The organism is Streptomyces sp. NPDC052042 (assembly GCF_044548345.1).
Taxonomy (GTDB): domain Bacteria; phylum Actinomycetota; class Actinomycetes; order Streptomycetales; family Streptomycetaceae; genus Streptomyces.
The window spans coordinates 36,594-60,945 of the sequence record NZ_JBIUBU010000020.1; the positions used below are offsets into that span (position 1 = coordinate 36,594).

The following is a 24,352-nucleotide window of genomic DNA, read 5'->3' on the forward strand; positions in this document are numbered from 1 at the left end:
CCATTCCGCACCATCCACCAGAACACCTCATCCCGAGCCCCGGGCCCGGAAGAAAGACCCCGCATGTCCCCCCAGCAGACCGCCCACCCGATCACGGCCGAGAGCCTTGTCCCTGAAATCCTCGGGACCCTCCTCGAATCCCGGCGGTCGTACGAAGAGCACCACCACGAGGAGAACACCCCACGGGCACAGCGTCTCGCCGCCGACAGAGCCGCCCGCGAGCGCGCCGTGACGCTCGACGTCACGCTCGCGCTGATCATCCGCCACCGGCTGCCCATCGACGCCGACGCCACCACCGCCGCGGTGCGCCGGGCTCAGGCGCGGGCGGCAGGCCGCGATGACGATGCGAGGTTCTGGGCGCTCGGATGCGCCGGACATGTCTCCGAACTGAGCCGACACCACCACCGCCGGGCCCACCACCGAACCAACAACACACCGAAGGATTCCGTATGACCACGACGAGCCAGGACATTCCGAAGACCACGCACTCCGTGCCGGAGATCAAGATCTTCGGCCCGCACGAATGCCCCAACTGCGGGACGGCGATGAAGCTCTTCGACCGCCACGGCATCGACTACACCAAGATCGATCTGGAGGCCGGTGACGAGAACCACCGCTACGTCACCGAGGACCTCGGCTACCTGCAGGCCCCGGTGATCGTCGTCGAGCTGGGTCGCAAGACCGTCCACTGGGGCGGTCACCGCATGGACATGCTCATGGCCCTCGTGCGGCTGTGCACCCAGGGCATCGTCCCCGAGCACGAGGCGGATGACCGATGACCTGCTGATCGGCGGCCTGGGCGACACGATCACCGAACCGGCCAAGGGCTGAGGACAGGGTGCCAGGCCCGCGGTCGCTGACAGCCAGAACGATCACAACGGCCGAGCCGCCGGAAAGGAAAAGCCATGGGTTTCGAACTCGTTCGCCGCAACGGCCGCCAGCCTGGCCGGAGACACGGACCGGCCAAGATCGCGGTGTTCCACGCCGACAACAGCAGATCTACGATCACACTGTCGGCCGCGACCCGCGACTGGCTGGAGCCCACCCCAGGATCCGGATCCGCACGGTGGCCGGCGAACCTTCCGTCGATGAAGGTCTCCCTCCTCGTCGACGAGCCGGCCCGCCGGCTCATGATCCGCCGCCTGGAGGACACCGCGGAGGGAGATCACGTCTACCAGGTCGGCGGCTTCGGCGGAAGCGCACAGGCCTATATCTCCGACTACGGCCTGGAGGACACCCTCGGCCTCCTCGCCGGGCACTACCTGTGCGACCTCGTCGAGGACGGACCCGATAACACCCGCGCTGCCGTGATCGCCCTGGACGAGCGCACGCAGCCCAGGACCCGCAAGCCGTAGACCGACTTCACGCCCGCAACAGGCGCGAATCCCCACGGAGGCCGACGAGTACGCCTGACGCCAGAACAAGGAACCACGACATGACCCACATCTACGGCACGACCGCATATGACACCCGCGAGATCGCGGACCTGCGCGACGTCATCAACACACAGAACCGCGAGCACGACGCCGAGAAGTCGGCGTTCTCCCGGAAGAACCGGCAGCTCTGCGACCAGTACGCCCAGCTGCTGATCGACCGCCGGCCCGCATATCCGACGGCCGAGCACGTCCGGGGCATCGAGGAGATCGCCCGGATCGTCCACGGGGATCTCAGCTACGGAGACCACCTCGGCCACCCCCGGAACCAGGACCGCGCCGCCGGCCTGGAGCTGCCGCCCAGCGTGTGCTTCTGCTCGACCGTCGCCCGGATCAACATCTACGCCCGCGCGCCCTACCGCCCCGACTCCGGTGCGCGGCTGTGGGAGATCACCGATGACGAGATCACGGCGATCCGCCGGCATCTGGCGCGGCTGTCGCTGCATGTCGTCACCCAGTGGGTGCACGACGACGGTGTCGCGTTCATCGTCACGTCCAGGAAGGTCTGAGGCGTCATGGCCACGATCAGAGCCCGGCACGCCCGGACGATCCGCATCGGCATCCAGGCACGCCGCCTTCCGTACGTCACACGCAGAGTCCCTGAGGGCGGGTGGTTCACGTCGCTGGCCGTCGCACAGATGTGGGACGACACCCTCCGGTTCGAGAACCTCACCGGTCGCCGCAAGAGGCTCGCACGGCGGGCCTTCGACCGCACGAGACCGTGGGCGTCGGAGAAGATCCAGCACGAGGACGGCCGGATCGAGCGTATCCCCGGCGGCCCGGACGGAGCAGTCGTCGAGATGCAGCCCGTATACACACACCCGTGACGCGGCGGGCTGTCGTCGAACCGTCGGGCGTGTCCGTCTGCTCGACGAAGTACTCGTGCTCGACCGGACCATCCCGCACGATGCCCCGAACGAAGGAAGCAGAACCCCGTCATGACCGAACTCACCGTTGCCGTCACCCTCACCGAGGAGCAACGCCACACCGTCGTCGGCGCGCTCTACGACAAGCTCGGCGAGACCGAGAACTACCTGTTGTCGTACCGCCACGACAAGGACGAACCGGGCGCGCTCGACAGCTGCTGCAACGCGCACCTCGCGCGGTACAAGGAGCGGATCAGCCAGCGTGACGAGCTCCGGAGGTGGAAGGCGCTCGTCGAGCAGACGATCCAGGCCGTCGACGGTGCGGAGCTGAGCAAGAACACGATGCCGCCGAACGGTGCCGAGATCGTTGCCGAGCTCGATCGTCTGATCCGCAGTCTCGACACACGCGTCAGGACACGGGCGGCCATCGCTACCGAGCTCGCGGCGCTGCGTGACCGCATGCACAAGTCCTGAGCGTCGGGGTGTCCCGGTGCGACGGGACACGAAGGAGTGCGGCGGGGTCGGCGCAGCCGACCCGGGTACAAGCTGAATCGCAGACGGGCAGCAGGTCCTGCCCGGTCGTCACCATGCCGGTGTGCGCCTGCTGCGGGCGTGAGGCCGGACGATCCGGCGGCATCGCACCGCCGCCATCCCGCGGGTCCGGGTTCAGATCACGAGCCCGGATCCGCGGATCCCACCGTCGTAGCTCAGTTGGAAGAGCAGCTGCCTTAAAACCAGCAGGTCCGAGGTTCGATTCCTCGCGTCGGCACCGGCCCCCGAGAGCCCCCCAGCTCTCGGGGGCTTCCTGTTCACCCCGATCGATTCTCAGCTGCCACTGCGACCACATGGCCAGTACGGCGACGGCTGACCGAGAGAGACGAAGAGACCCATGAGCACGAAGCTGTACGACGGACTCCGGCTGGTCGATCCCGGCACATCCCTGTTCGACGTCGTCGCCACAGTCTCGGCGGCCGTGAAGAAGACCTTCGCCTCCGAAGCCGACAGGATCGTTGCCCAGGAAGTCGCACGGGTCGTCGACGACGTCGCCCGCGAGTCCGGCGATTCCGGCAGCCTCTCGCTGTTCACCACAGCGGGGGTGCACTGGGCCGAGCAGCAACGGAAGCTCGGGCACCACTCGGCCTTCAACGATCCGCTCCGGTTCTCGATCGTCTTCGGCAAGGCCTCGTCCGGCCGCGTGCTGGTGTATCCGTTCTACAGCGGCGACACCTATGCGGGAGCCCTGGAGAAGACGGGCCTGTTCACGGACTACCACTACCAGAATCAGTCCGACCAGCCCGAAGACGTCGCCGTCGAAGAATGGCGGCAGCGCCAGGAGGACTGGAACGCCGTGCTCGACGAGGACGGCAGCTTCGCCGGGCTTCCCATGTGGCAGCTGTCCCGCTCGATCGACGCCGTGTTCGATTACCTCGATCGCGCCGAGATCGACGTGAACCGGTTCGTGAGCCCGGACGAGCGACTGCACCGGATCCTGACCAACGCGGTGTCCGCGGAGCTGATGAAGGCTTCGCCGCCGATGATCCGTGCGATCTCCGCCGCCGAGTCCGCCAGCAGGGCGTACCTGAGCAGCGAGCACGGCGGCGCGGTCACGCGGCCCCCGCTCATCCCCGGCCTCGGCACGCGCACACGAGACCTCGGTCCCGTGCACCGGATCCCCGACGAGGTGCTGCAGCTGGTCGTGACCAGGGCCCGGGCGATCCTCGACCGCGGCTGAGCAGCCTGGCTGTCCCCAGCCCGACCAGACACGTCCCAGAGAGACCGAGTGCCCCATGAGCCCCACCCAGCCGTACGCAGATCACACCACCGGCGAATGGGTCGGGGAGCACGAGACCCGTGAGTGGGGCGGCGAGATCCGCCGGCGCACCGAGTGGTTCGACACCGAGGCCGAAGCCCGGTCGTTCAGCCGCACCGGACACACGGACGCCGAGCGCACGCGCGACCACATCCGATTCAAGGTCTCGTGCCGGGAGCTCGATCCTGTCGTCGCGGAGCAGATGCTGCGCCTCAGCGAGCAGGACCCCGGTCTCGACTACCGGGTGCTGTTCCAGAGCGCGATCCGGCGCGACCTATCGGACACGGTGTTCCACGTCAGCCCGCGGTCGAACCGCGGCTCCATCCTGGCCGTCGGCCTGGACATCCGAGACCCGCGTCTCGGACGCTATGTGCGCTTCGTTCCGCCGAGCCAGCAGGCGGCCGTCTACGTGTCGGACCTCGACGAGGCTCTCGCCGGTCGCTACGCGCACGGCGACGCCTCCCGCAACGACATCTGGCAGATCGACGGGCTCGCATCCCTTGCACCGCTATGGGAGCAAGACCAGCTCAACCCCACCTGCTGGGCCGTGCTCGCACCGATCCCGCCGCGGCTGCTGACGCTGCACCATGCTGCGATCCGACAGATCGCCGAGAACGGAGAGTCCTGATGTCCCACGACGACCGTGACCAGGCCGGCGGGCACCCGAACCGACACCCGTCGATGCTGAGCTGTCTCTGCTGCCCGGCGACGACCAAGCACGACGCTCACCCGTCTCGCCACGACGACCGGGCTCGTGCCATCGATGAGCAGCTAGGACGTAGCCACTACGTCGATGTCGTCGACGACCCCGAGGAAAGCGAGTACGTCGTCGACCCCCACGTCTACGTCGCCGGGCGCTGCGTGCGCTGCGACGTGAACTGGCTCGACGTCGGTGTCTATCCGGGCCTCGACGCCTGTCCGGGCAAGGACGACGACGAACCGGTCGTGTATTCGACCACGACCGGAGAGCCTCCGGTCAGTTCGCATCGCATCGAGGGCTGAGACGGGTCCCGCGAAATACCCGAGAGGAAACCCCAGATGGGCAGAGGGAAGCCCCGGAAGAGATCGCGCAAGTCCACCGAGGGCTTCCGTCCCACGGCCAACCCCGAACAGGCGCACTGGATGCGCGAGCTGGGGAAGTCCAGTGCCGCGCAGCGGCACACCCCGAAGCCGAGGAAGGGCACCCGCCGCGAGCGCGAGCGCCAGGCGATCCGCGACCAGCAGAAGAACCAGGAGCACTGACCCATGACGACCACCGATCAGATGGCGGCATCGATCGCCGAGGCAGCCGCTGCTCGGCTTCTCAGCGAGAAGGGCATCGAACGCGGCGTCGGCGAGATCGACGAGCCCGGCATCGAGCCGGCCCTCCAGGCCTTCGCCTGGGAGCTGGGTGACGGAGTCACCACCGGCTGGACCTACGAGGCAGGCCTCACAGCTCTGGTCGCCGAGGCTCTGAAGCTCGGCGGTTCGACCACTGCCCTGACCCCCGCGGACCTCGTGACGCTGATCGACGCCTCCCAGAAGTGGGCGACCGAGCTTTACGACTACATCATCCCGTCCGCCGAAGAGAGCGACGTGGACGATGCGGCCGCGTACCGCGAGCAGGCCCAGAAGATCGACGAGACGCTCACCCGTGCCAGGGCCGCCCTCGCGGCTGCCCGCACCACCGGGATGAGCTGACCATGGCCGAGTTCGAGTCGAAAACCATCCCTCTCCAAGAAGAGGGCATCCACATCGACGCCGAGTCCGTGCGTGCTGAGCTGGAAGACGCCCCGGAATCGCACGACCTCACCCGCGTCAACGCCGAGCTGATCGCGAATCTCGACGACGACGAGATCAACCGGGCCATTCGCGAGAGCGCTGACGACAACTTCTGGGCGGCTTATGACGAGCTGCGACGTAACGCCATCGCGCGACTGGCTCGGAATCTCGGCCTCGACAACGGAAGCGATGACCGGTGATCAAGCCCACGGAGAAACCAGCCGGGGAAATCAAGAGCAACGAAGAAGTGAGGTCACATCCGTGAGCGATGACCAGGCTCGGATCCCCGCTGCTCTGCAACACCGCCCTGTCGTTGCGGGACTCGTGGTCCCATGGGTCACTCCGCAGATGGCAGATGGCAGATATCTGTTCGGATCGGTGGATCACCACCGAGTACAGCGCGCGCTGGTGAACAGGCTCTGCGGGGTCTGCGGCGAAGCTCTACAGGAACGCCTCGTCCTGATGATGCGGCTGTCCGATCTGCGGAGGAAGCGTTCGAGCGAGCCTGCACTTCATCCATGGTGCTCGGCCTACACGGTGCGGGCCTGCCCGATGATCGCGGGGCGACAGGACCACTATCGGTCATCGCCCCAGAAGCTGGGCCCGGGCGTGGTACCGGGATCCAACTCGAGTGCTCGGATGGGTGCTCCGGCCGAGCCGTGGTTCACCGTGTGGCTCACGGAATACAACGTTGTCACCGACCATGGCGGCCTTGCTGCCGCATACGACGAGACCCAGCTCCTACGAACCAGACCGATCACTTGGTCGCTGTCCGACGGCCTTGCCGCGATCGGCAACGTCCTGAGGGATCCCGACGACGAATAGGGCAATGACCAGTGACGCAGATCCCCCACCGCGAGAAGAACACCGACTTCCGTTCACGCGCTCGTGCCGCGGTCGCCGCAAAGAGCCACCGCGCGATCGTCTTCGACGACATCGCCGAGGTTTCCGTCGGCTCCACCGGCTACTTCACCCCGAGCCAGCGCAACGCCGTGTGCACGGCCGCGGGATGGTTCTCCGACGGAGTCGCGTACCGGCCCGGCGAGGGTGAGAAGTTCACCTCCCACAGCGGGCCCGCCAACGACGAGCGGCTCGTCGAGCTGATCCTTGCCGCCAGTGTGCCCGAGCACCGCACGGACGACGAACCGTCCGGTGCCAGCGCCGACGGCCTCGACCCCGACACTGTCGTTCCCGGTTCCTCCCTCGTGCAGTGGAAGGTCGACAGCGATGAGGATGTCACCCCTGCCCAGGCCGCCCTGGATACCTGGCGGGAGCACTTCGGCCGCGACGATGGCCGGCCGCCCAACGAGGAGTGCTGCGTCTTCACCGTCGTCGGCGAGCACGGCCGGAGCGTTGTGATCGACCTGAGCGACGAGCGGTACGCGCACCTCTTTCCCTGACCCGTCCCGGCCCTGACCTGGGCGCCAGTCATACAGAACGGGCGGCACAGCCGCCCCGGACGACGACATGAGGCAACGAGAAGCCCTGGGGAACACGGTTCCCCAGGGCTTCTGTGCTCTCGGACCTGCTACGAGAGCCACGAAGCACTGAGATTCGCCGCCCACAACACAGGAGCCACAGCCCGATGAAGGATTTCTCCTCCGGCAGGACCCGCGAGAACACCGATCCAGGCTCGACTCAGCACAACACCGGGCCGACCGGCCCGGGGCGACGATGACACTCCGGAGGCGACGGCGCTCAAGAGTGCCACCGCGAAAAACCTCGCCCCCACGGGCGTCACCAGCATCACCTTCGCCGAGCCCGGTGAGATCACCGATGCCCGCAGCCAGATCCGCGGGCGGGAGGACACCTACCTGCACGTGTCCGACCGCACACCCCACGGCTGCCTGTGCGGCCACACCATGCGGCACTTCGCACCGCCAGGGGCACCCGAGTGTCCCGTCTGCGTACTGCTCGACGCCTGAGCGAAGCAGAAACACAACACCCCCCACGAAGGTCCGGCCCGTAAGCGCTGCCCTGTGCTGACTCCGCAATCCAGCAGCCCTGAGATCAGAGCATCAGCGGCAGCCGTCACCGAGGAGACTCACTTCCATGAACGCTGAGGTGCAGAGGCCTGTCACGGCGGCCTGCACAATGAGGCTTCACCTGCCGCAGTCGTACGTCTACATTCCCGTCGACGCGTTCCTTCACTACTCACAGCAGGACCCGTATGCCGTGCGTGTGACGTTCCAGAACGGCACAGAGGGTGACCCGATCGTCTGGTACATGGGCCGGGACCTGATCCGTGACGGTCTCTCCCGCCCGACAGGCGAGGGCGACATACAGATCATCCCTGATCCGGAGCTATCCGCCATCGTCATCAGTCTCAGTGTCGACGACAAGAGCGCGACCCTGACGGCTCGTCGCCAGCCGGTCGAGAGCTTTCTCCGGCGGACTGCCGAGGCTGTTCCATACGGTGGTGAATCCGACGCCCTGGAATTCGTCATACAGCGGGAGGCCGCGTTGGCACGTCTTCTGGCTGGCAACTGACCGACACAGGGGCGGCCGAGCCGCCCCACACGCGTGCGTTCCCGAGAACAGCGTCGTCAACTCACCTTTCCCCCGCATCAACTCCCTCTGCATCGACGCCGACCACCGGCGATGAACCTCCTGAAAGGAGTGGACCTTCCGTGATCGCGCCGCCCTTTTCCGACGTGACCGACGCCTACGAGCCCGACGACCCGAAGGGGCCGCTCTGGCTGGAGCGGATTCTCGACCATGCCGACATCGATCCCGCCCTCTGAGAACGCAGACATGGCCAAGTCAGATCTCGATGAGAGCTGGCGGGCGAACGCCCTCTGCGCACAGACGGATCCGGAGCTCTTCTTTCCCGAGAAGGGCAGCAGCAATGCCGAGGCGAAGAGCGTCTGCGACAGCTGCGACGTGCGGGCCCAATGCCTGGCCTACGCACTGGCCGCCGGTGAGAAGTTCGGCATCTGGGGCGGTCTGTCCGCCCTGGAGCGCAACCGTCTCAGGAACAGCCGTCCGGCCGCCGCGTCGCTGACCCGTGCCCAAAGGCAGAGGAACCGGCGCAACGAGACCATCGTGGCCATGGCCGAGGACGGGGTCGACGTCCTTTCCATCGCCGCCGCGCTCCGCGTTTCCGACAAGACCGTGTACAGGGTCCTCGCCAGCAACGCCAGCAACGCCAGCAACGCCAGCAACCGCCGCACACAAGAGACAGAGCTGGCGCAGTCCACCGGCTGATCCAGGGCCCGGCAGGGCTCCCTGTGCCCGATGTCCGCGCGCGAGGTCTGCACTTCGCGAAGACCACGACCACGACCGTGACCATGTCCCGTCCAACAGAAGAGGCCCAGCATGATGCATGAGACACCGGCCAAGAGCACCGTTCCCACGGGCTTCTGGCCCCAGATCAGTCACCAGCTCGACCGCATCCGGACCACGCACCCCAGCACCTTCGACGAGGTGCGCGCGATCCTCCTGGATCCCGCCTACACCGAGATCGTCGCCGAGATGAACCGCAACGGTGCACGCAGCTTCGACGCGGACAGCGCGTTCTTCGCCGGGTCCGGCGGTGACAAGACCCTCGCCGAGGCCCTGAGAGCGGCCGGCTGGGTCAAGGTCATCTGGCGCGCCCCGTACCACTACGCGATGCAGCACATCATCACCGCCGAGCTGCTCACCTACACCGAGGGCGACGTCCAGCGCGGCCGCCAGATAGCAAGGAACTGATCCATGACCGGCAGCATGAAGCACGCACTCACCGAGACCGAGACCGCCCTCGGCGTGACTCTGGAGCAGGTCGCAGAGCTCTTGCCGAAGGGCTGTTCATCGACTCGGGCCGGCGCTTCGTGCTGCCGGTTGGCACTCCGCCTGCTCTGGCGTCGAGTACCGCCCGCTGCGCGTTCGGCGCACCGGTCGACTTCGCGGGGCTGAACAGCCTCGGCCAGCCCGTCTACCGCCGGGCTCGCTGACCGCCAGCCAGAAGCGACCCCATGGCCGCTCAAAAAAGCGTGGCCGACTGAGAGCCAGCGGTCGATCCGCTACGACTGCCGACGTTCGTGCTCCCGGGCGTCGATGTCGACACGTGGATCGACCGCTGGCTCCCGGCCTGGGCAGCCGAGCACGCCTGACCACCCACCCGGCGGTCACGACGATGCCGCTACTGCCATCCACCGCATCAGAGTCCAACTCCTCGACCGACGGCGCACATCCTGAGCTGCCTCACGCATCCGAGCCAAGGAGAAGATCCGCATCATGACCGAAGAGACCACGGTCTTCTACTCTCTGCCCGCGACGAAGCTGGCGGCCGGCATGTCCACCGGAGATGGCCAGGACATCCTCGACGTCTCCGTCCTCGACGATTCGGTGTTCGCCACTGTCTACACCCCGCGCAGCGATGACCCCGTCCAGGACGCGATCAACCGCGCCAACACCGAAACCCGCATCTACCAGGCCGACCAGACCGTCGGACTCGCTGTCTTCGCCGACACCGCCCTCAACGGGCAACACCTCACGGACCGCACCAGTCATGACAGCTCACGCTGACTGCGTCGGCCACCCCCTGCCGGACACGTCGGATCCGACCGCCTCCGGAGGAGCCCTCTAGAGCCCTCTCGGTGTCGGTAAGACCACGGTCACGACCGTCGACCGCACAGCAGAAGGAGCGACCATGCACTCCCGCGTTGAAGCCCGGAACCTCTACCCTGACCAGCTGCCGTCGTACGCACCCGAAGGCAGCACAGCAGCGCACCTCGTCGAGCCCGTGCTCGCTGCCATCCAGGCGGCCGTCGCGGACTGCAGCGTCATCGCCGCCACTACTGCGGCCGGCTGGATCTACACCCGCAAGGACGAGGAGACCGTCGATCTCTTCGGGAGGCCTCGCAATCAGCACTACAGCTCCCAGCACGACGACATCTACCTGAGCATCGCGGTGCGCGTGAATGCGTATGCGGCGAAGCCGGTGACGGATGCCGTCCGCGTCGTCGAGGCGCTCACCAACGAGCAGCTGCTCCGTGAGGCTCACGCGCGCCTCGAAACCGCCAAGGCAGCCACCGCGGCCGCGCAGTACGAGGAGGCCCGGATCCAGGCCGAGATCGACCGCCTCACCCCGAAGGAAGAGTAGACCATGATCGCCAACCGACCACTGGCCGCCCGCATGCGGCCGACCAGTCTCGACCAGATGGTCGGGCAGGGCCATCTGGTCTTCCCGGGTTCGCCGTTGGAGCTGCTCGCCGCGGGGACGTCGCGGACTTCCGTGCTGCTGTACGGGCCTCCTGGAACGGGCAAGACCTCGATCGCGCAGGTGATTGCCCAGCAGACGAGCCAGGCTTTCGTGGAGCTGTCCGCGACGTCCGCCGGCGTCAGGGAGGTACGCGCCGAGATCGCCGCCGCCGAGAAGCGCCTGGACGCCGACGGCACCGGCACGGTGCTGTTCCTGGACGAGATCCACCGCTTCTCCAAGGCCCAGCAGGACATCCTGCTGCCGGTCGTCGAGAAGGGGCTCATCGCCCTGATCGGCGCGACCACGGAGAACCCCAGCTTCGCGGTGAACTCCGCCCTGGTGTCGCGGTCGGTCCTCATGGGCCTGCGGCCTCTCGACGCCGATGACATCGTCGGCCTGCTGGAGCGCGCCATCGACGCGCCCGAAGGTCTGGGCGGAGCCGTGTCGGCGGACCGGGAGACGCTCGGCGTCATCGCAGAGCTCGCCTCGGGCGACACCCGCCAGGCGCTCGGCCGGCTTGAGACCTGCGCCGAGACGGTGCTTGCGGCCGGGGCCGCCGAGATCACGCCGGAGACCGTCCGGCAGGTCACCGGGGCCGCACTGCAGCGCTACGACCGTGACGGCGATCAGCACTACGACGTCGTCTCGGCGTTCATCAAGAGCATGAGGGGCAGCGACCCGGACGCAACACTGCACTGGCTGGCCCGGATGATCGAGGCGGGGGAGGACCCGCGGTTCATCGCCCGCCGCCTCGTCGTGCACGCGAGCGAGGACGTCGGCATGGCGGATCCTTCGGTGCTGGGCATCGCGGTCGCCGCGGCCCAGGCCGTGCAGTTGATCGGCATGCCCGAGGCACGCATCAACCTCGCCCAGGCCGCCGTGGCGATCACCACGGCACCGAAGTCGCCGGCGATCATCCGGGGCATCGACCAGGCGCTGGCCGACGTCCGGCGCGGCCGGACCGGCAGCGTGCCCATGCACCTCCGGGACGCTCACTACCCCGGTGCGAAGGCCCTGGGACACGGAGCCGGGTACCTGTACCCGCACGACCACGAGCACGGCGTCGTCGCCCAGCAGTACCTGCCCGCCGAGGTTCTCGGCTCGCAGTACTACCGCCCGACTGCCAACGGCTTCGAGCAGGCGGTCACGGACCGCCTGGCGGGCATCCGCCGCATCACGAACGAAACAGAGAACCAGCCATGACCGACCAGAAGACCACCGAGCTGTACCGCGAGCACGCCAAGCAGGCCGCTGTTCTCGACGAGGCCGAGGTCATCGGCCGGTTTCTCGACGAGAGCCCGTACGTCCTGGCCGAGTACACGGCGATCGACGGCTACCGCGATCCGCAGCTCGTGCCCGTCGGCAGAAGCATCCAGCAGGTGCTCGCCGACTTCTTCGGCATCGACCTGCAGCGGATCGAGGCCGAGAAGCGCCAGATGCTCAAGGTCATGTCGGCCATGAACAGCAAGCCAGGGGCCTGAGCGCGATCCGTTGGCTCTGAGCCGCCGCACAGGCACCGTCACGCAGCACACGGGCACGACCGAGAACACCAAGGAGAGACGATGAAGGCGATCATCACCGGCGAGGACATCGGCACCACGATCGACTTCCGGAGCATCGGCCCGTACCTGGCACGTCACCTGTGGCCTGAGGAGACCGTGGTCTCCGCGGGACATGGTGTCGTGCTCTCGCACACACCCGGAAAGCCTGGCTACGCAACGCTGTTCATGGAGGTCTATCCCCCCGGTGCGGCGTTCATCCGCGGCGAGGGCGAGACGCCCGAGGCGTGTGAGGACAGCTGCTGGAAGCAATATCAGTTCGCACTGAACTGCACGCCCGAGCGTGCTGCGGAGAATGCCGGGCACGAGTGGGAGCCGCGCGGCTACAAGAACGGGGCCGGCTTCTGCAAGCACTGCGGCACGTTCAGCAGCCGGATCTTCACCGGTGAGCAGCTCGGCCAGTTCTGCCGTGACTGCGGCGTCGGGACGACCCACGATTGGGTGGAACAGGACGACGGCCACTACGTCTTCCTGTGCCCGGAGCACACCCCGCCCATCCCCGAACTGTCGCCCGACGAGCTGTTCAAGATGCTCTTCGGCGAGAACGGAAAAGCACATGAGTGACGTGAACAAGGCTGCGAAACGGCTGCGCGAGTGGGCTGACAGCAGCGGGTGGAAGCCCTACTTCCCCGGCCCCGGGGTGACGTGCTTCAGCGACGCGAAGACCGTCCTGGACGCACTGGCTGAGGCCGCCGCCGACCGCGACGCCGCCTTGGCCGTGATCGGGCGGTTGCGGGCCGAAGTGGATCACCTGAAGTCAGTCGGCGTCCTTGGTGATGACTCGTTCATCGTCACCACCCTCGATTCCGCCCCCGTGGATGCTCTGCGTGCCGCGAAGGCGGAAGCGCTGCGGGACATGGCAGATCGCTACGTGGCCGAGGTGGTTCGAGTTCCGGGGGGTCCCACGCCTGACGGATGGCTCCGGGCTGAGGCCGGCCGCATCGAGCGAGGAGCGGCGCAGTGATGGACGGCTGCACGCCGGACATGCACCGCATCGAGCGAGGGGAGGTGCGGGGATGAGCGACTACACGCGCAACCTGAGCGAGAACGACGGAACGACGATCCCTGTCCCTGTCGAGGACATTCGCGTGCTGCTTGCTCGCCGTACCGTACAGGTCGATCCGGAGTGGGAGAGAGTCGAGCAGGCGCGCATCCACTACAGCTACGGCGTGAACTCGGGTACCGAGGTCACTCTCGACACCCCAGAAGCAATCGCCCGTGCGGTCGAGGACATCGAGCGCCGCACGATGGGGCGGGTCAACGTCGACAAGGTGGAACGCCGAGTGCAGATCACGAGGGAGACCCCGTGGGACTGACGATGAACGAGGTGGTGGGTTACAGCTACCAGGCCGAAGTCCTGTGCCCGTCCTGCACAATCACGAGCATGCGGGTGAACGGCATCGTGATACAGCGCGGCAAGACGCACGAGGAGGCGATCCGGCGGGCCGCCGAGCGGATCGGGGTGAGCGTCGACGACGAGCACTCCTACGATTCCGGTGACTTCCCGAAGGCCGTGACGAAGGAGATGGCCCGTACCGAGCTGACCGGTCTGTCGGGCGGCGAACACGGGACGATCCCCGACGAGCGGTGCACCGCATGTGGCAGGTGGCTGGTTCTCGGGAGGAAGTCCCCGTCCGAGACCGCGCTGGCCCGGTACGTACGCGACGCCTACGAACTGCCACATGCCCTGGCGAAGAACGTCGCCACCGAGCTGAAGAAGTGGGGACTCTCCCACCCGGAATTCATCGGGGAGGAGAACGCCCGTCAGGCCGCCGCGATGTTCCCGCACGACTTCGCGGCCGTGGAGTTCCGCGGAAACCCGCAACGCGTTGTCATGCTCACGACACCACAATTCGACGGGGATGTGTGCTTCTGCTGCGAAAAGCCGTGGGAGGACCACGTGTTCACCTGCGGCACGTGCGGGATCGACGTCCCCGCGGTCGTCCTGCACCGGCACGAGATCCCGGTCAGAGGGCAGCGCAGGCTCCCCGTCACCGAGAAGGAGTCCGTGACGCGAGTCCACTCATGACCGTTCTGCCGGGGCCGTTGCCGTATCGGCCAGGACCTCGGCAGCTTGGGTTCTAACGGTCTTCGCAACACCCGCGATCTGTGGGAGTTGCGAGGACCGTGGGCGTTGAGCGTGCTGATCTTGCCGGATTGAGGGAGCGTTTCCTTGCGCGGCTGGATGCGGTGGGGAACGTGACCGTGGTGGCCCGGGAGCTGGGGGTGAACCGGAACACTGCCTTCGGCTGGGCCCGGAAGGCCGGACGGTCCTCGGTGCGCATGCCGCGCAGGCATCCCGGGCGCGACGAGTACGAGCGCCTGCGGGCCCAGGGCGTCGCCCGGGCGGCCCGGCAGGCCGGCGTGAACGAGCGCACGGCCAAGGACTGGGACTGGGGTGTCAGGAAGACCCGCTCTTCGCGCACCTATCCGGACGGGCGCCGTGTCGACTACGCGGCGGGGACCGTCACGATGTCCGGTGTGACTACGCCACCGGTGGGCCTGACAGCCCTGGAGAAGCAGCTTCACCCGCGGTTTCTGACACTGGCCGAGCGCGAGAAGATCCGTGATCTCCGCGCGCTGGGCCGGTCGTTGCGGGCCATCGGGCGGGCACTGGGGCGGCCGGCGAGCACAATCAAGCGGGAGATCGACGCGAACTCCGGCAGCGAGGGCTACCAGCCCTACGCGGCCCATCGGGCCGCTGCCGCCGCGCGCAGACCCCGGCCCAGGGACCGCAAGCTGCTGCGCGAGGGACCGTTGCGCCGCTTCGTCCAGGACGGACTGCGCAGGAGGTGGTCACCGGAGCAGATCTGCCACGCTCTGACCGTGGAGCATCCCGACGACGAGAGCATGCGGGCGAGCGTGGAAACGATCTACCAGGCGCTGTATTTCCAGGCCCGTGGCGGCCTGAAACGGGAAGTGCAGGCGGCCGTCCGGTCCGGCCGGACCCGCCGCAAACCACGCCGGGACCCCGAGCGGCGCACTCCCCGGTTCATCGACCCGATGGTGATGATCAGCGACCGCCCCACCGACATTGAGGACCGGGCCATGCCCGGTCACTGGGAAGGCGACCTGATCATCGGCGCGGGCGGGCGCTCCGCGATCGCCACCCTGGTCGAACGGAGCACCCGTTACACCATGCTGGTCCACCTCCCGGACGGAGCCCACGACGCCGAAACCGTCCGCGACGGCCTCGTCACCACGATCCAGACCCTGCCCGCCCACCTGCGCGGCTCCCTCACCTGGGACCAGGGCAGCGAGATGGCACGCCACAAGCAGTTCAGCATGGCCACCGGCATGCCCGTCTACTTCTGCGACCCGGCCTCGCCCTGGCAGCGCGGCTCCAACGAGAACACGAACGGGCTGCTGCGGCAGTACTTCCCGAAAGGCACCGACCTGAGCGTCCATAGCCCCGAAGACCTCGAACACGTCGCCCAGGAACTCAACGGCCGCCCACGCAAGACGCTCGGCTGGGATACCCCAGCCGAGCGTCTACGTGATCTACTCACCACCTGAAACCAAGTGGTGTTGCGACGACCCTTGAATCCAAGACCTCCGGGGCCTTCGTCGTGATCGCGATTACGGGCCGTCAACCGGCGATCGCGGCCCTCTTCTGGCGAAGACGCTCACGTACGGAGCCAATCATGGGAAGCGTCAGGCCTGCAAAGAGGGCCAGCACGGCCAGCCCGCTCAGCATGGGGCTTACGACCTCCTCGGTCTTCAGCGGCCACGGATCACCCAGAATGTAGAAGATGATGTACGAACCCTTGGAAATTGAGTACATCATGCCCAGAAAAGCGGCGATTGAGGAAAGGGTGAAACCCGCACCGCTCCAGGGTCGGGTCCCCCAGTTGCGTCGCGCTGTTCTGCCGCACATGAAAGCGAGCTCGCCACAGGTGACCAATACGTACGAGAGGTAGGCCAGCAGGTATGCAGCGACCCTGGGGTCATCAACGTAGGCTGTGGTGAACTGGGTCTCCGAACGGTTCGTGGTCAGGAAGAGCGGCACCATGATTGCCAGTTCCACCAGCGCGGCAAAGCCGCGCTGGTACATTGCAGCCTTCAGGTACTCAGGCCGGTAGGCCAGGTCCACCATCGTGATCTGCAGAGCGGCGCACCACAATATCGCGCAGACATGTGCTACCAGTTTGCCCACATTGGCTATACCTGTTATTTCCTCCATCGCACTGGCAACTACGGGGACCGCGCACAGGACACCGAATGTGCAAACTACGAAAGCGATGGCGATGGCCCATGTAGAGACACGTGCATTACCCACAGCTCTCCGTATGCAGAGAGCTGAGACCAGCACGCCGGCCACGGTGCACGTTCCGAAGACTATGCCGTCCACTTATAGCCCCTCCAGTGCGTCAGCCGCATAGCGCGCGGCCTCGTCCTTACTCCGTCGGCGCTGACGTCTGCCCTGTGACTTGGAGGCGTCGCTGTCGGTGGCCTGCTGTAGGCCAAGGTCGGCCCGACGTCGCTCCAATTCCTTGATGAGTTCCTGCAGTTCACCGCGCGGAAGTCCCTTGAGTAGTACAAGGAAACGGCGCGCGAGAGGATCCTCGAAGGCGGTCAGGGCCTCAAGATCGTCATAGCTCTCATGCGGCAGCAGGTGGGCGGGCGGGATGTCCAAAGCTCTGCACAGGGCCATGACCGTGTTGACGGTCGGATTGTCCTGAGAGCCCTTGGCCAGATGAAAGACGGCCGTGTTTGAAACGGAGGGGTACTCATCTGGCAGTGCGTTGACGGACGCTGACAGCGATCGCGATGTGTGTGTCCGGCCGTCGGGAACGCCGCACCCGGCCATGAGGGCCTTGAGCTTCTCCGCCAAGGATCGGCGGTTGCTGCTCACCACGGGCGGGAGCTGCCGGACATGGCTTGGACGCCACCCTGCTGATGACTGCACACGGCCATGTACCAGTCTCTCGCTCTGTCGGGAACTCGTTTCTGTTTACTTTAGTTGACACGTTCATGTGCGCAAGGCAGGATCACGATGAGGACGAATCCGCTGCTCAGCGGGATGTGTGCCGAAAGCTCGGCGTGAAAGCCCCCCTGGCCGTGGAAGGACGATGGTGCGCGAACTGGGGCGGGGCGCATGCCGCTTGACCCGGGGGTCGCGTCTTCAGGTCAGGTGCTGCGCCGGTAGGGGGGAGAGCTGAAGGTGAAGTCGACGACAGTGCTGCCCAGACCGGTTATCACGTGCCTGTTGCCCTAGACAGGCCGCCAGTTCTCTGGGTGCATTCATGACTTTGCCTGGACAGCCCGAGGAGTGTTCGATGCTGACACTGGGCTCGCTGCCCACCGACAAGCCTGAACTCGGACTGGCGTTCGTATGGGACAAGCCGAAGCATGCCCAGGCCAAGGAGATCATAGGGGTGTTCACCCTGGCTCCTGAGCAGTTGCTGGACGACGGCATCCCCGGGGACCTGCCTGACGGCTCTCTCGTCCTGGTCATCGGTGCGGTGCCTTTCCGACTCCAGGGCCGCATCATGGCGGAGCTGGAACGATTGCTTCAGTTCATGCGCCGGAAGGGGAGTCCGGGGCTTGTCGTCAGCGTTGGTTCCGGCGCGCGGCAGCCGTTTCCCCGGTCTGTTATAGATCAGGCCAAGCGCCTGGGCGTCCTGCTTCTGACCACGAGTGCGCCTGCCGAGAAGTGGGAAGGCATGCACGAAGAGGTCCAGCAGGTCCGGCTCAGGCTTGCCGAGCGTCGGGCCTCCCAACTCAGCTCACTCGTCAAGGAATTGCCTGCCCAACTGTCCGACTCCCGGGCTGTCCAGCGGATTGCGGACTGGCTCGCTCAAGTTCTGGACGCTCAAGTCCTGGTCAGTGAGCCACAGCGGATCCTCGCGGCCTCGCCGGCCACTGCCGCCGAGCAGCTCGCGCAAGCCGTCATCCAGCAGTCCATTGACGCCGGCCCAACCGATGCTCCCTCCGGGCCGCACACCCAACTCATTTCGCTGTCCCCGACCTCAGCAGTGGATACCGTACTCGCCGTGGCTCGCAACGCCGCATTCACTGAGGCGGACCTGCAACTACTGCGCCATGCGGCAAAGCTCCTGGGTCTCGTAGATCAGGCGCACCGTGAGTACCGGGCGGCCTCCGATGCTTCCAAGGCAGCACGGAGCGCGGCTCTTGAGCTGCTTTTGGATGGTGAGGTGGCAAAGGCCCGCCGTGTCATGGCTAACATGGTTCCCGGGCTGATGGAACCAGACACTGCTCGTGTCTTCGTTATAGAAACCGAGCAGGCGCATCGTGATTCCGCTGTGAGCCGCTGTAGTTCAGCCATTGGTGATCAGGTCCTCATCGCTCCTGACCCAAGGAATGCACGAAGGGTCCTGATCGTGCATCCGGTCCGTTCTGAAGAAGACAACGGGGCCGCTATTTCTGCCGAGCTCGCCCACCTGGTCGGCACATTTGGGCCTCGGTCGTCGCTGGGCGGCAGCGGTGTCTACTCGGTGACGCTCCTCGCCGACGCCCTTCACGAGGCAATGGCCGCACAGAGCTTTGCCGCACTGCAGCCAGAACCTGTGGTTCTGTCAGTTCATGCTTCCGACCTCGTCAGCCTTCTTCCTCAGGTGGAGGCGCAGCGCTGGGCCCGTCATCTGCTGAGCCCGCTGATGCAAGACGGGGCGCAGTGGGAGTCGATGCGCGAGACACTCCCGGCTGCTCTGACTTATCCGTATACGGTGGCCGCTCGCCTGCTTCACTTGCACCGCAACACCGTCATGCGCCGCGTTCGCACGGCGGCTGACCTTCTCCGCATGGATTTCGGACGTATAGCCGATCGGATCACCGTCGCTCTCGCGCTGGAAGTGGTCACGCAGAGAGAGATGCCTGTTCCGGCCGAGCTCACAGGCACGGAAACCCCCGCATTGGCACACCTCCTGGCCACCCCTCAGGTGCAGACGTGGGCGCAGGCGTTGGTTCGACCCGCCCGGGCAGATCGGCGCGACCTTCTGGCAACGGCACGTGCCTGGCTCGCGTTTGACGCACACGTTGAACCTGCGGCCCGCGCACTCGGACTCTCCGAGGTAACGGTGCGCGCCCATCTGCGTGCTCTTGAGAACCACATGCAACGAGACCTGTCCACTCTCTCCGGCGTGCGCGACCTCCAGATCTCTCTGGACGTTGCTTCAGGCAATCCTGGCCTTTTTGAGAATCACCTCAGCCGCGTTGTGGCCTGACCCAGGCGCAGATTCAGAGCAGTCGACCGCCCGTTGCCTTGCGCGTTCGCCCGCGTAAATAGTGAACAGTGTACGGAACTTGGTGCGCTCTGCATCGATTGAACCCAGCCATCAATAACCGACTGAACGGTCTTGATGAAACTTTCTGAGCGAGGCTGGTCAGGCTCCGGATGGTCGCACATGCCGCCCGAGATGTGCACCTTCGGTACGTGTCTCATGCGACAGGTGCACACCTGCGTTGTTGAGCGGTCGTCAGGTGCAGATCCGAAACATCCAACCGCCCGGTTTGTGCAGTGAGGTAATGGCGTCGGCCATCGCATATGCATATCGTTGCTGATGCAAGGAAGGGCTTGGGTGATGACTCCCGGGGGAGTCGTCACCAGCCGACAGAGGGAAACTACGGGGCTCTCAGCAGCGTGCTGACGCACGTCACCTGAGTCAGGGAAGCCAGCGGTCCGCGCCGCGATATCAGCGGAACAAGCTCTTCCTGACCTCAGCCCCGGGATAACGGGGCAAACCACATGACCATAGGACACCTGAAGAACTCGCCGGACGTGCGTACTGCCGTATCAGTGGGCGGCAGCGGACTCGATGCCAGAAAGATCCGCATTGAGGACCTGGTGCAAACAGATTCGGTGAATAGCAAACGCCGGTGCTCGTCAGCGTCGTGCGAACTGGTCACGGACTACCAGACCGGTGACGAAGAACGGGTGAGGTCCGCCGCCTCGGGGCATGCGCCATAGCCGATATGCCCCTGACATTGCAAACCTCCCCGATCTTGCATGTGAAGGAGTGCACCGATGATCCGCCCTCACCCCACATCCGACGAGTTCCGCGGGTTCGACGAAGCGCGGAGGCTCATGTGGTCATATGAGGCCAGGTCTCGGGTGTATGAGCGCCTCAGCCTCACCGGCTTCCTCGCCGATGAGGCCGTCATGGCCGTGCACGTGGAGAACACCTCACGAGCCGACCGGGTCTCCCTCACGGCCTTCGACCAGCGAGGCCGGCGCATCGGCGGCGACACCCTCTATGTCGACGACCCCACTCATCATCGCCTCGACGTCACACCCGAGTTCGACCACGATTTCACGCGCATGAGGATTCCCAGGGGATCCGATCTCGACCGGGCCGTCGCGCGTGAGGACGGGTGGGTCATCGACATGCGGGTCCTGCGAGAACACGACCCCATCGCCGACCGCCGGAACACTCAGCGCGAAGTGCTCCTGGCGCATCTGGCCGACATGATGGCCAGCGGCCAGGTACGCGGCTTCCTGAACGGACAGCCCCTTGATGAGGAAACCGGTGAGGTCGATGACGAGGACGACACCGACGGGCCCACGTCGTCCGGGGCGGCCTGAAGATCCTGCTGTTGCCGTGCCGCCATGTCCCAGGTTCAGGCCCAGGCGCAGAAACGAACACAGACCCCGCTCGGCATATGCCATGGCGGGGTCTGTTCCTGTTGCCGTCCGGGGCGAACGTCCCGCGTGCGGTGTTCTGCCGTAGCGGGGGAACAGAGGACGGGGCCGGGGCCGTGGACCGGCTCACGCCGGTCCCGGGTGACGGTTCGCGATGGGAAGAACGACACCCTGGTCATCAACGAGATGACCAGGGTGTCGAAGGTCCTCGCGGGGACATCGTCATTGCTCACCCCACAGGCGGAATGAACAATGACGAACCGGTGTAGATGAAATCCGGATCCTGAATCCTGTTCTCCTCCACGAGGTGGCCGACCGGTACACCGGTCTCGCCGGAAATCGCGGAAAGGGTGTCGCCCCGCTGGACGGTATAGATCCGTACACGGGGCTCTTCCTGACGGCCTGTCTCGCCTCCGGGCTCGACGGGCTTGCCCGGATCGCCCTCCTTGCTGTCACCTTCGGTGTGACCGCCCTCGAAGGCATCGGGAATCCCATTGCCGTTCTTGTCCGGCACCGTGACGGTGCCATCCTCTTCCGCCGGTGCCACCGCGGCTGCGGCGTGATCCGCCATCAGCATCTGCGTCATGCCCCAGCCCGCGAAGAGGAGCGCACCGCAGACCATCAGCCCGGCCGCGATCACCGGACCGCGGCCGTATCCCAGGGGTCCGACCTCGCCGGCTCCGGTTCCCTCGGTCCTCTGAATCGTATTCCCCATTCCTGTCGCCTCTCCTCTGCGAATGATGTCTCGCATCACTCACCTACCTATCAACATTATATTCATAGCTCAGTCAGCATTGTTAGAATGAAAGGTAGCGACAGCCATTCCGAGACGAGGCGAGAGATCGCGACAGACCACTGAAAGACCCCGACAGAAAGAACAGCATCACCATGGCCAACTACTCCGTCTCCGCCAGTCAGCTCACCGAGGGCTCCCACATCCTCATCCAGGGAAAGCTCGCCTACGCGCGTCTCACCCGGCCCATCGAGGGGGCTGAGCTCGAAGCCAGCGACCAGCGCAAGATCCAGAACGGCATGAGCCCCGTGGGCAAGCCGCACACCACCGCGACCCTCACCGAGGCCGAGGTCGTCTTCGCCGATCCGGCGAACCCGACGCCTGAGGAGGCCTTCGTCTCCGAGCGCCGCTACCCCTCGCAGAAGAACCCGCAGTCCGGTCCGAACTACTCGATCGACTCGAAGGGGACGACCCTGCCGATTATCGCCATCCCCTCCAACAAGGGCGACGGCACCTTCGACCAGGACACCAGCGGCCGCGAGCTCGCCCAGGGCCTCAACGTGACGCTCGTGCTGCGCGTCTACAAGCCGAAGAACTTCGCCAACCGCGGCCTGGCCCTCGACCAGGTGATCGTCAACGAGGAGCCGCGTTACTACAACGCCGGCAGCGTCGCCACCAGCGAACTCGCCGCGCGCGGCATCGTGTTCAACACGCCGCCGACCGCGATGCAGGCCCCGGCGGGCGACACGACCGCCGGTGCCGCCGGTGCTGCCGCTGCGACGGGGCCAGTCGGCACCGAGATGCAGGACGGGCTCCCCTTCCCGGCCCCGCAGCCCACGGCCCCGGCCGTGGCTCCCGTGGCGGCGGCCCCCACGGCCGTCGCTCCCACGGCGGTGGCTCCCTCCGCGGTGGCTCCGGCCCCGGCACAGCCCCAGGCCCCGGCACAGCCCCAGGCCCCGGCCCCGGCCCCGGCTCAGACCGAGTCGCTCGAAGCGCAGCTCGCCCGTCTGAAGGCGGAGAACGAGAAGCTGAAGAACGCCGGTTCGGCCGTGGGCGCGCCCGTCGCCGCTCCTGCCTCCCCGAGCCCCTGGAACGGCCAGAACGGCGGTGCGGGGGACCAGCAGGCGGGCGACCAGCAGGCCGGGATCACCTACCAGGGCTGATCCAGCCTTCCCCCACCACAGACGAGACCCCCGTACTGACCTCTGTGCAGTGCGGGGGTCTCGTCTTTCTCCGCCCCCTGCCCTCCGACCGAAAGTGTGCGCCTGACGATGACCGCCGACCCCCGGACCTGGTTCCCCGCCTTCTACGACAACGCTGCGATCCGCGCTCTGGCGGCCGCCTGTCGGTGGACCATCTCCGGCCGGCTCGGCGAACTCGGTTCCGACGGCGAAGAGCCGGGCCGGAAGGCCCCGATCGATGTCCGTCATCTGATCGACGGATGCAATCCGGGCTGCCGCCACACCGGTCCACTGCGCGGGGCGTTCGCCCTGGACGCGACCTGCCTGCTCACCCTCGACGAGCTCACCGCCGCGCTGCCGCACGCGGCCAACGCGGCGTTCTACCTACAGGCCCAGACCGATGGCCTGATCGTCATCGACATCGAACCCGACTGCCCCCCGGCGGTGGCCACGGACCTGCTGCGACTGCCGGGCATCGTCTACTCAGAGCTGTCCATGTCCGGCCTGGGGTTCCACCTCGTCGCGCCGGCCCCTGCGAACCTGCACGACTTCCCGGTCGCCGCGGGCAAGCGGGTGTTGCGTGAGGAGCACGGCTGGTACGAGATCCTGTTCGACCACTGGGTGACCTTCACCAGGAACCCGGTCCCGGACCGCATCGTCGGCCATGTCGCCGCGGTGGCCAGACCGGCGCAGATCGCCTCCGTCGAAGAGCTCTACGCCGGCCTGGCCACGAAGGCTCGCGAAAGCACGGCCACCGCGGCCGCCGTCAGCACGGACGGTTCCATGCCCGACATCCCGTACGCGGACAGGATCGTCGAGCAGACCCTGAACGGTGCCCGCGATCGCCTGAAACTCCCCGAGGACTTCGAACACGACCTCTCGCGCTGGGAGTTCTCCGTCCTCGGCACCCTCTACCACTGGATGCAGGCACCCCTGCAGACCTACGGCACCTTCGGCATGCAGTACTCCACCGGAGACCGGGCCTGGCTGCTCCACCAGGCCGCACTGGAGGTCCTGCCGGCCCGTCCGAAGCACAACGAGCGTCGCAACGGCCGGCCGTTCCTGCTCGACCGTGCCGCGGCGCTCGTCGCGGAACGCGAGGCGTCCGACGTGTATGCACAACGCGATTTCTGATCCCCCGGGCCTTGGGCGGGCTGCTGCCGACGTGACGGCGAGGGGGACGGGCTGGATCGCGCGGAGCGCGATCGGGTGGCGGTGTGCA

32 protein-coding genes, 1 tRNA gene and 1 pseudogene are annotated in these 24,352 nt (G+C 66.5%); 31 read left to right on the forward strand and 3 right to left on the reverse strand.

Annotated elements, in window-relative coordinates; translation table 11 throughout:
* The first annotated feature begins 63 nt into the window (after window positions 1-63).
* From ACIHCL_RS27340 to ACIHCL_RS27470, 27 genes and pseudogenes are all read left to right on the forward strand, one after another.
* Complete coding sequence (locus ACIHCL_RS27340) at window positions 64-453, forward strand: hypothetical protein (protein WP_399865816.1); 390 nt, start codon at window positions 64-66, stop codon at window positions 451-453.
* Window positions 450-779 carry a glutaredoxin family protein gene (locus tag ACIHCL_RS27345; protein WP_399865818.1) on the forward strand — a complete coding sequence of 110 codons (330 nt, stop codon included), beginning with the start codon at window positions 450-452 and terminating at the stop codon, window positions 777-779. Before ACIHCL_RS27340 ends, ACIHCL_RS27345 begins: the two co-directional genes overlap by 4 nt.
* Window positions 780-1,088: 309 nt before the next feature.
* Complete coding sequence (locus ACIHCL_RS27350) at window positions 1,089-1,355, forward strand: hypothetical protein (protein ID WP_399865820.1); 267 nt, start codon at window positions 1,089-1,091, stop codon at window positions 1,353-1,355.
* An 80-nt stretch (window positions 1,356-1,435) separates the two neighbouring features.
* Complete coding sequence (locus ACIHCL_RS27355; protein WP_399865821.1) at window positions 1,436-1,942, forward strand: hypothetical protein; 507 nt, start codon at window positions 1,436-1,438, stop codon at window positions 1,940-1,942.
* 6 nt (window positions 1,943-1,948) lie between these two features.
* The gene (locus tag ACIHCL_RS27360) at window positions 1,949-2,260 is read left to right on the forward strand and encodes a hypothetical protein (protein WP_399865823.1); all 312 of its coding nucleotides are present in this window, start codon (window positions 1,949-1,951) and stop codon (window positions 2,258-2,260) included.
* A gap of 111 nt (window positions 2,261-2,371) precedes the next feature.
* A complete protein-coding gene (locus ACIHCL_RS27365; RefSeq protein ID WP_399865825.1) occupies window positions 2,372-2,773 on the forward strand; it encodes a hypothetical protein in 402 nt (133 codons plus the stop codon).
* Between the two features lie 223 nt (window positions 2,774-2,996).
* Window positions 2,997-3,068 (forward strand) — tRNA-Leu (locus tag ACIHCL_RS27370).
* 120 nt (window positions 3,069-3,188) lie between these two features.
* Window positions 3,189-4,031, forward strand: coding sequence for a hypothetical protein (locus ACIHCL_RS27375; protein ID WP_399865826.1), 843 nt, complete (start codon window positions 3,189-3,191; stop codon window positions 4,029-4,031).
* Between the two features lie 55 nt (window positions 4,032-4,086).
* Complete coding sequence (locus tag ACIHCL_RS27380) at window positions 4,087-4,737, forward strand: hypothetical protein (protein WP_399865828.1); 651 nt, start codon at window positions 4,087-4,089, stop codon at window positions 4,735-4,737.
* On the forward strand, window positions 4,737-5,111 hold the full coding sequence (locus tag ACIHCL_RS27385) for a hypothetical protein (protein ID WP_399865830.1): 375 nt from the start codon (window positions 4,737-4,739) through the stop codon (window positions 5,109-5,111). The genes ACIHCL_RS27380 and ACIHCL_RS27385 overlap by 1 nt, the downstream gene beginning before the upstream one ends.
* A gap of 36 nt (window positions 5,112-5,147) precedes the next feature.
* On the forward strand, window positions 5,148-5,351 hold the full coding sequence (locus ACIHCL_RS27390) for a hypothetical protein (RefSeq protein ID WP_399865831.1): 204 nt from the start codon (window positions 5,148-5,150) through the stop codon (window positions 5,349-5,351).
* A gap of 3 nt (window positions 5,352-5,354) precedes the next feature.
* Window positions 5,355-5,789, forward strand: a complete 435-nt coding sequence (locus ACIHCL_RS27395) for a hypothetical protein (protein ID WP_399865832.1) — start codon at window positions 5,355-5,357, stop codon at window positions 5,787-5,789.
* 2 nt (window positions 5,790-5,791) lie between these two features.
* Window positions 5,792-6,070: a hypothetical protein gene (locus ACIHCL_RS27400; RefSeq protein WP_399865833.1), complete on the forward strand. Its 279-nt coding sequence runs from the start codon at window positions 5,792-5,794 to the stop codon at window positions 6,068-6,070.
* Window positions 6,071-6,218: 148 nt separating this feature from the next.
* Window positions 6,219-6,695 (forward strand): hypothetical protein, encoded by a 477-nt coding sequence (locus ACIHCL_RS27405; protein WP_399865834.1) that lies wholly within the window; start codon window positions 6,219-6,221, stop codon window positions 6,693-6,695.
* Window positions 6,696-6,706: 11 nt separating this feature from the next.
* On the forward strand, window positions 6,707-7,270 hold the full coding sequence (locus ACIHCL_RS27410; RefSeq protein WP_399865836.1) for a hypothetical protein: 564 nt from the start codon (window positions 6,707-6,709) through the stop codon (window positions 7,268-7,270).
* Window positions 7,271-7,922: 652 nt separating this feature from the next.
* Window positions 7,923-8,360 (forward strand): SsgA family sporulation/cell division regulator, encoded by a 438-nt coding sequence (locus tag ACIHCL_RS27415; RefSeq protein ID WP_399865837.1) that lies wholly within the window; start codon window positions 7,923-7,925, stop codon window positions 8,358-8,360.
* Window positions 8,361-8,624: 264 nt separating this feature from the next.
* Window positions 8,625-8,852, forward strand: a pseudogene (locus tag ACIHCL_RS27420) (WhiB family transcriptional regulator); the annotation flags it as partial.
* Between the two features lie 336 nt (window positions 8,853-9,188).
* A complete protein-coding gene (locus ACIHCL_RS27425) occupies window positions 9,189-9,563 on the forward strand; it encodes a hypothetical protein (RefSeq protein ID WP_399865838.1) in 375 nt (124 codons plus the stop codon).
* Window positions 9,564-10,088: 525 nt separating this feature from the next.
* A complete protein-coding gene (locus tag ACIHCL_RS27430) occupies window positions 10,089-10,379 on the forward strand; it encodes a hypothetical protein (protein WP_399865840.1) in 291 nt (96 codons plus the stop codon).
* A gap of 124 nt (window positions 10,380-10,503) precedes the next feature.
* Window positions 10,504-10,956 (forward strand): hypothetical protein, encoded by a 453-nt coding sequence (locus ACIHCL_RS27435; RefSeq protein ID WP_399865842.1) that lies wholly within the window; start codon window positions 10,504-10,506, stop codon window positions 10,954-10,956.
* Window positions 10,957-10,959: 3 nt separating this feature from the next.
* Entirely contained in the window at window positions 10,960-12,258 is a 1,299-nt protein-coding gene (locus tag ACIHCL_RS27440; protein WP_399865844.1) for a replication-associated recombination protein A, read from the forward strand.
* Window positions 12,255-12,536 carry a hypothetical protein gene (locus ACIHCL_RS27445; protein ID WP_399865845.1) on the forward strand — a complete coding sequence of 94 codons (282 nt, stop codon included), beginning with the start codon at window positions 12,255-12,257 and terminating at the stop codon, window positions 12,534-12,536. Before ACIHCL_RS27440 ends, ACIHCL_RS27445 begins: the two co-directional genes overlap by 4 nt.
* Window positions 12,537-12,617: 81 nt before the next feature.
* Window positions 12,618-13,178, forward strand: coding sequence for a hypothetical protein (locus tag ACIHCL_RS27450; protein ID WP_399865847.1), 561 nt, complete (start codon window positions 12,618-12,620; stop codon window positions 13,176-13,178).
* The gene (locus ACIHCL_RS27455; protein ID WP_399865849.1) at window positions 13,171-13,578 is read left to right on the forward strand and encodes a hypothetical protein; all 408 of its coding nucleotides are present in this window, start codon (window positions 13,171-13,173) and stop codon (window positions 13,576-13,578) included. Before ACIHCL_RS27450 ends, ACIHCL_RS27455 begins: the two co-directional genes overlap by 8 nt.
* Window positions 13,579-13,630: 52 nt before the next feature.
* Window positions 13,631-13,930 carry a hypothetical protein gene (locus ACIHCL_RS27460; RefSeq protein ID WP_399865851.1) on the forward strand — a complete coding sequence of 100 codons (300 nt, stop codon included), beginning with the start codon at window positions 13,631-13,633 and terminating at the stop codon, window positions 13,928-13,930.
* Window positions 13,921-14,643, forward strand: coding sequence for a hypothetical protein (locus ACIHCL_RS27465; RefSeq protein ID WP_399865853.1), 723 nt, complete (start codon window positions 13,921-13,923; stop codon window positions 14,641-14,643). Before ACIHCL_RS27460 ends, ACIHCL_RS27465 begins: the two co-directional genes overlap by 10 nt.
* Window positions 14,644-14,897: 254 nt before the next feature.
* Window positions 14,898-16,130 (forward strand): IS30 family transposase, encoded by a 1,233-nt coding sequence (locus ACIHCL_RS27470; protein ID WP_399865989.1) that lies wholly within the window; start codon window positions 14,898-14,900, stop codon window positions 16,128-16,130.
* Window positions 16,131-16,203: 73 nt separating this feature from the next.
* Here ACIHCL_RS27470 and ACIHCL_RS27475 read toward each other — a convergent pair whose 3' ends face one another.
* Both ACIHCL_RS27475 and ACIHCL_RS27480 read right to left on the reverse strand, forming a co-directional pair.
* Window positions 16,204-16,770, reverse strand: coding sequence for a hypothetical protein (locus ACIHCL_RS27475; protein WP_399865855.1), 567 nt, complete (start codon window positions 16,768-16,770; stop codon window positions 16,204-16,206).
* 195 nt (window positions 16,771-16,965) lie between these two features.
* Window positions 16,966-17,472 carry a hypothetical protein gene (locus tag ACIHCL_RS27480; protein WP_399865856.1) on the reverse strand — a complete coding sequence of 169 codons (507 nt, stop codon included), beginning with the start codon at window positions 17,470-17,472 and terminating at the stop codon, window positions 16,966-16,968.
* A 421-nt stretch (window positions 17,473-17,893) separates the two neighbouring features.
* Between ACIHCL_RS27480 and ACIHCL_RS27485 the strand changes: the two genes are divergently transcribed.
* Entirely contained in the window at window positions 17,894-19,801 is a 1,908-nt protein-coding gene (locus tag ACIHCL_RS27485) for a helix-turn-helix domain-containing protein (RefSeq protein ID WP_399865858.1), read from the forward strand.
* An 800-nt stretch (window positions 19,802-20,601) separates the two neighbouring features.
* Window positions 20,602-21,159 carry a hypothetical protein gene (locus ACIHCL_RS27490; RefSeq protein WP_399865860.1) on the forward strand — a complete coding sequence of 186 codons (558 nt, stop codon included), beginning with the start codon at window positions 20,602-20,604 and terminating at the stop codon, window positions 21,157-21,159.
* A gap of 286 nt (window positions 21,160-21,445) precedes the next feature.
* Here ACIHCL_RS27490 and ACIHCL_RS27495 read toward each other — a convergent pair whose 3' ends face one another.
* Window positions 21,446-21,967: a LysM peptidoglycan-binding domain-containing protein gene (locus tag ACIHCL_RS27495; RefSeq protein ID WP_399865863.1), complete on the reverse strand. Its 522-nt coding sequence runs from the start codon at window positions 21,965-21,967 to the stop codon at window positions 21,446-21,448.
* A 137-nt stretch (window positions 21,968-22,104) separates the two neighbouring features.
* Between ACIHCL_RS27495 and ACIHCL_RS27500 the strand changes: the two genes are divergently transcribed.
* Together ACIHCL_RS27500 and ACIHCL_RS27505 are read left to right on the forward strand one after the other, a co-directional pair.
* On the forward strand, window positions 22,105-23,112 hold the full coding sequence (locus ACIHCL_RS27500; protein ID WP_399865864.1) for a hypothetical protein: 1,008 nt from the start codon (window positions 22,105-22,107) through the stop codon (window positions 23,110-23,112).
* A 108-nt stretch (window positions 23,113-23,220) separates the two neighbouring features.
* Window positions 23,221-24,264 carry a hypothetical protein gene (locus ACIHCL_RS27505; RefSeq protein WP_399865866.1) on the forward strand — a complete coding sequence of 348 codons (1,044 nt, stop codon included), beginning with the start codon at window positions 23,221-23,223 and terminating at the stop codon, window positions 24,262-24,264.
* The last annotated feature ends 88 nt before the right edge of the window (window positions 24,265-24,352 follow it).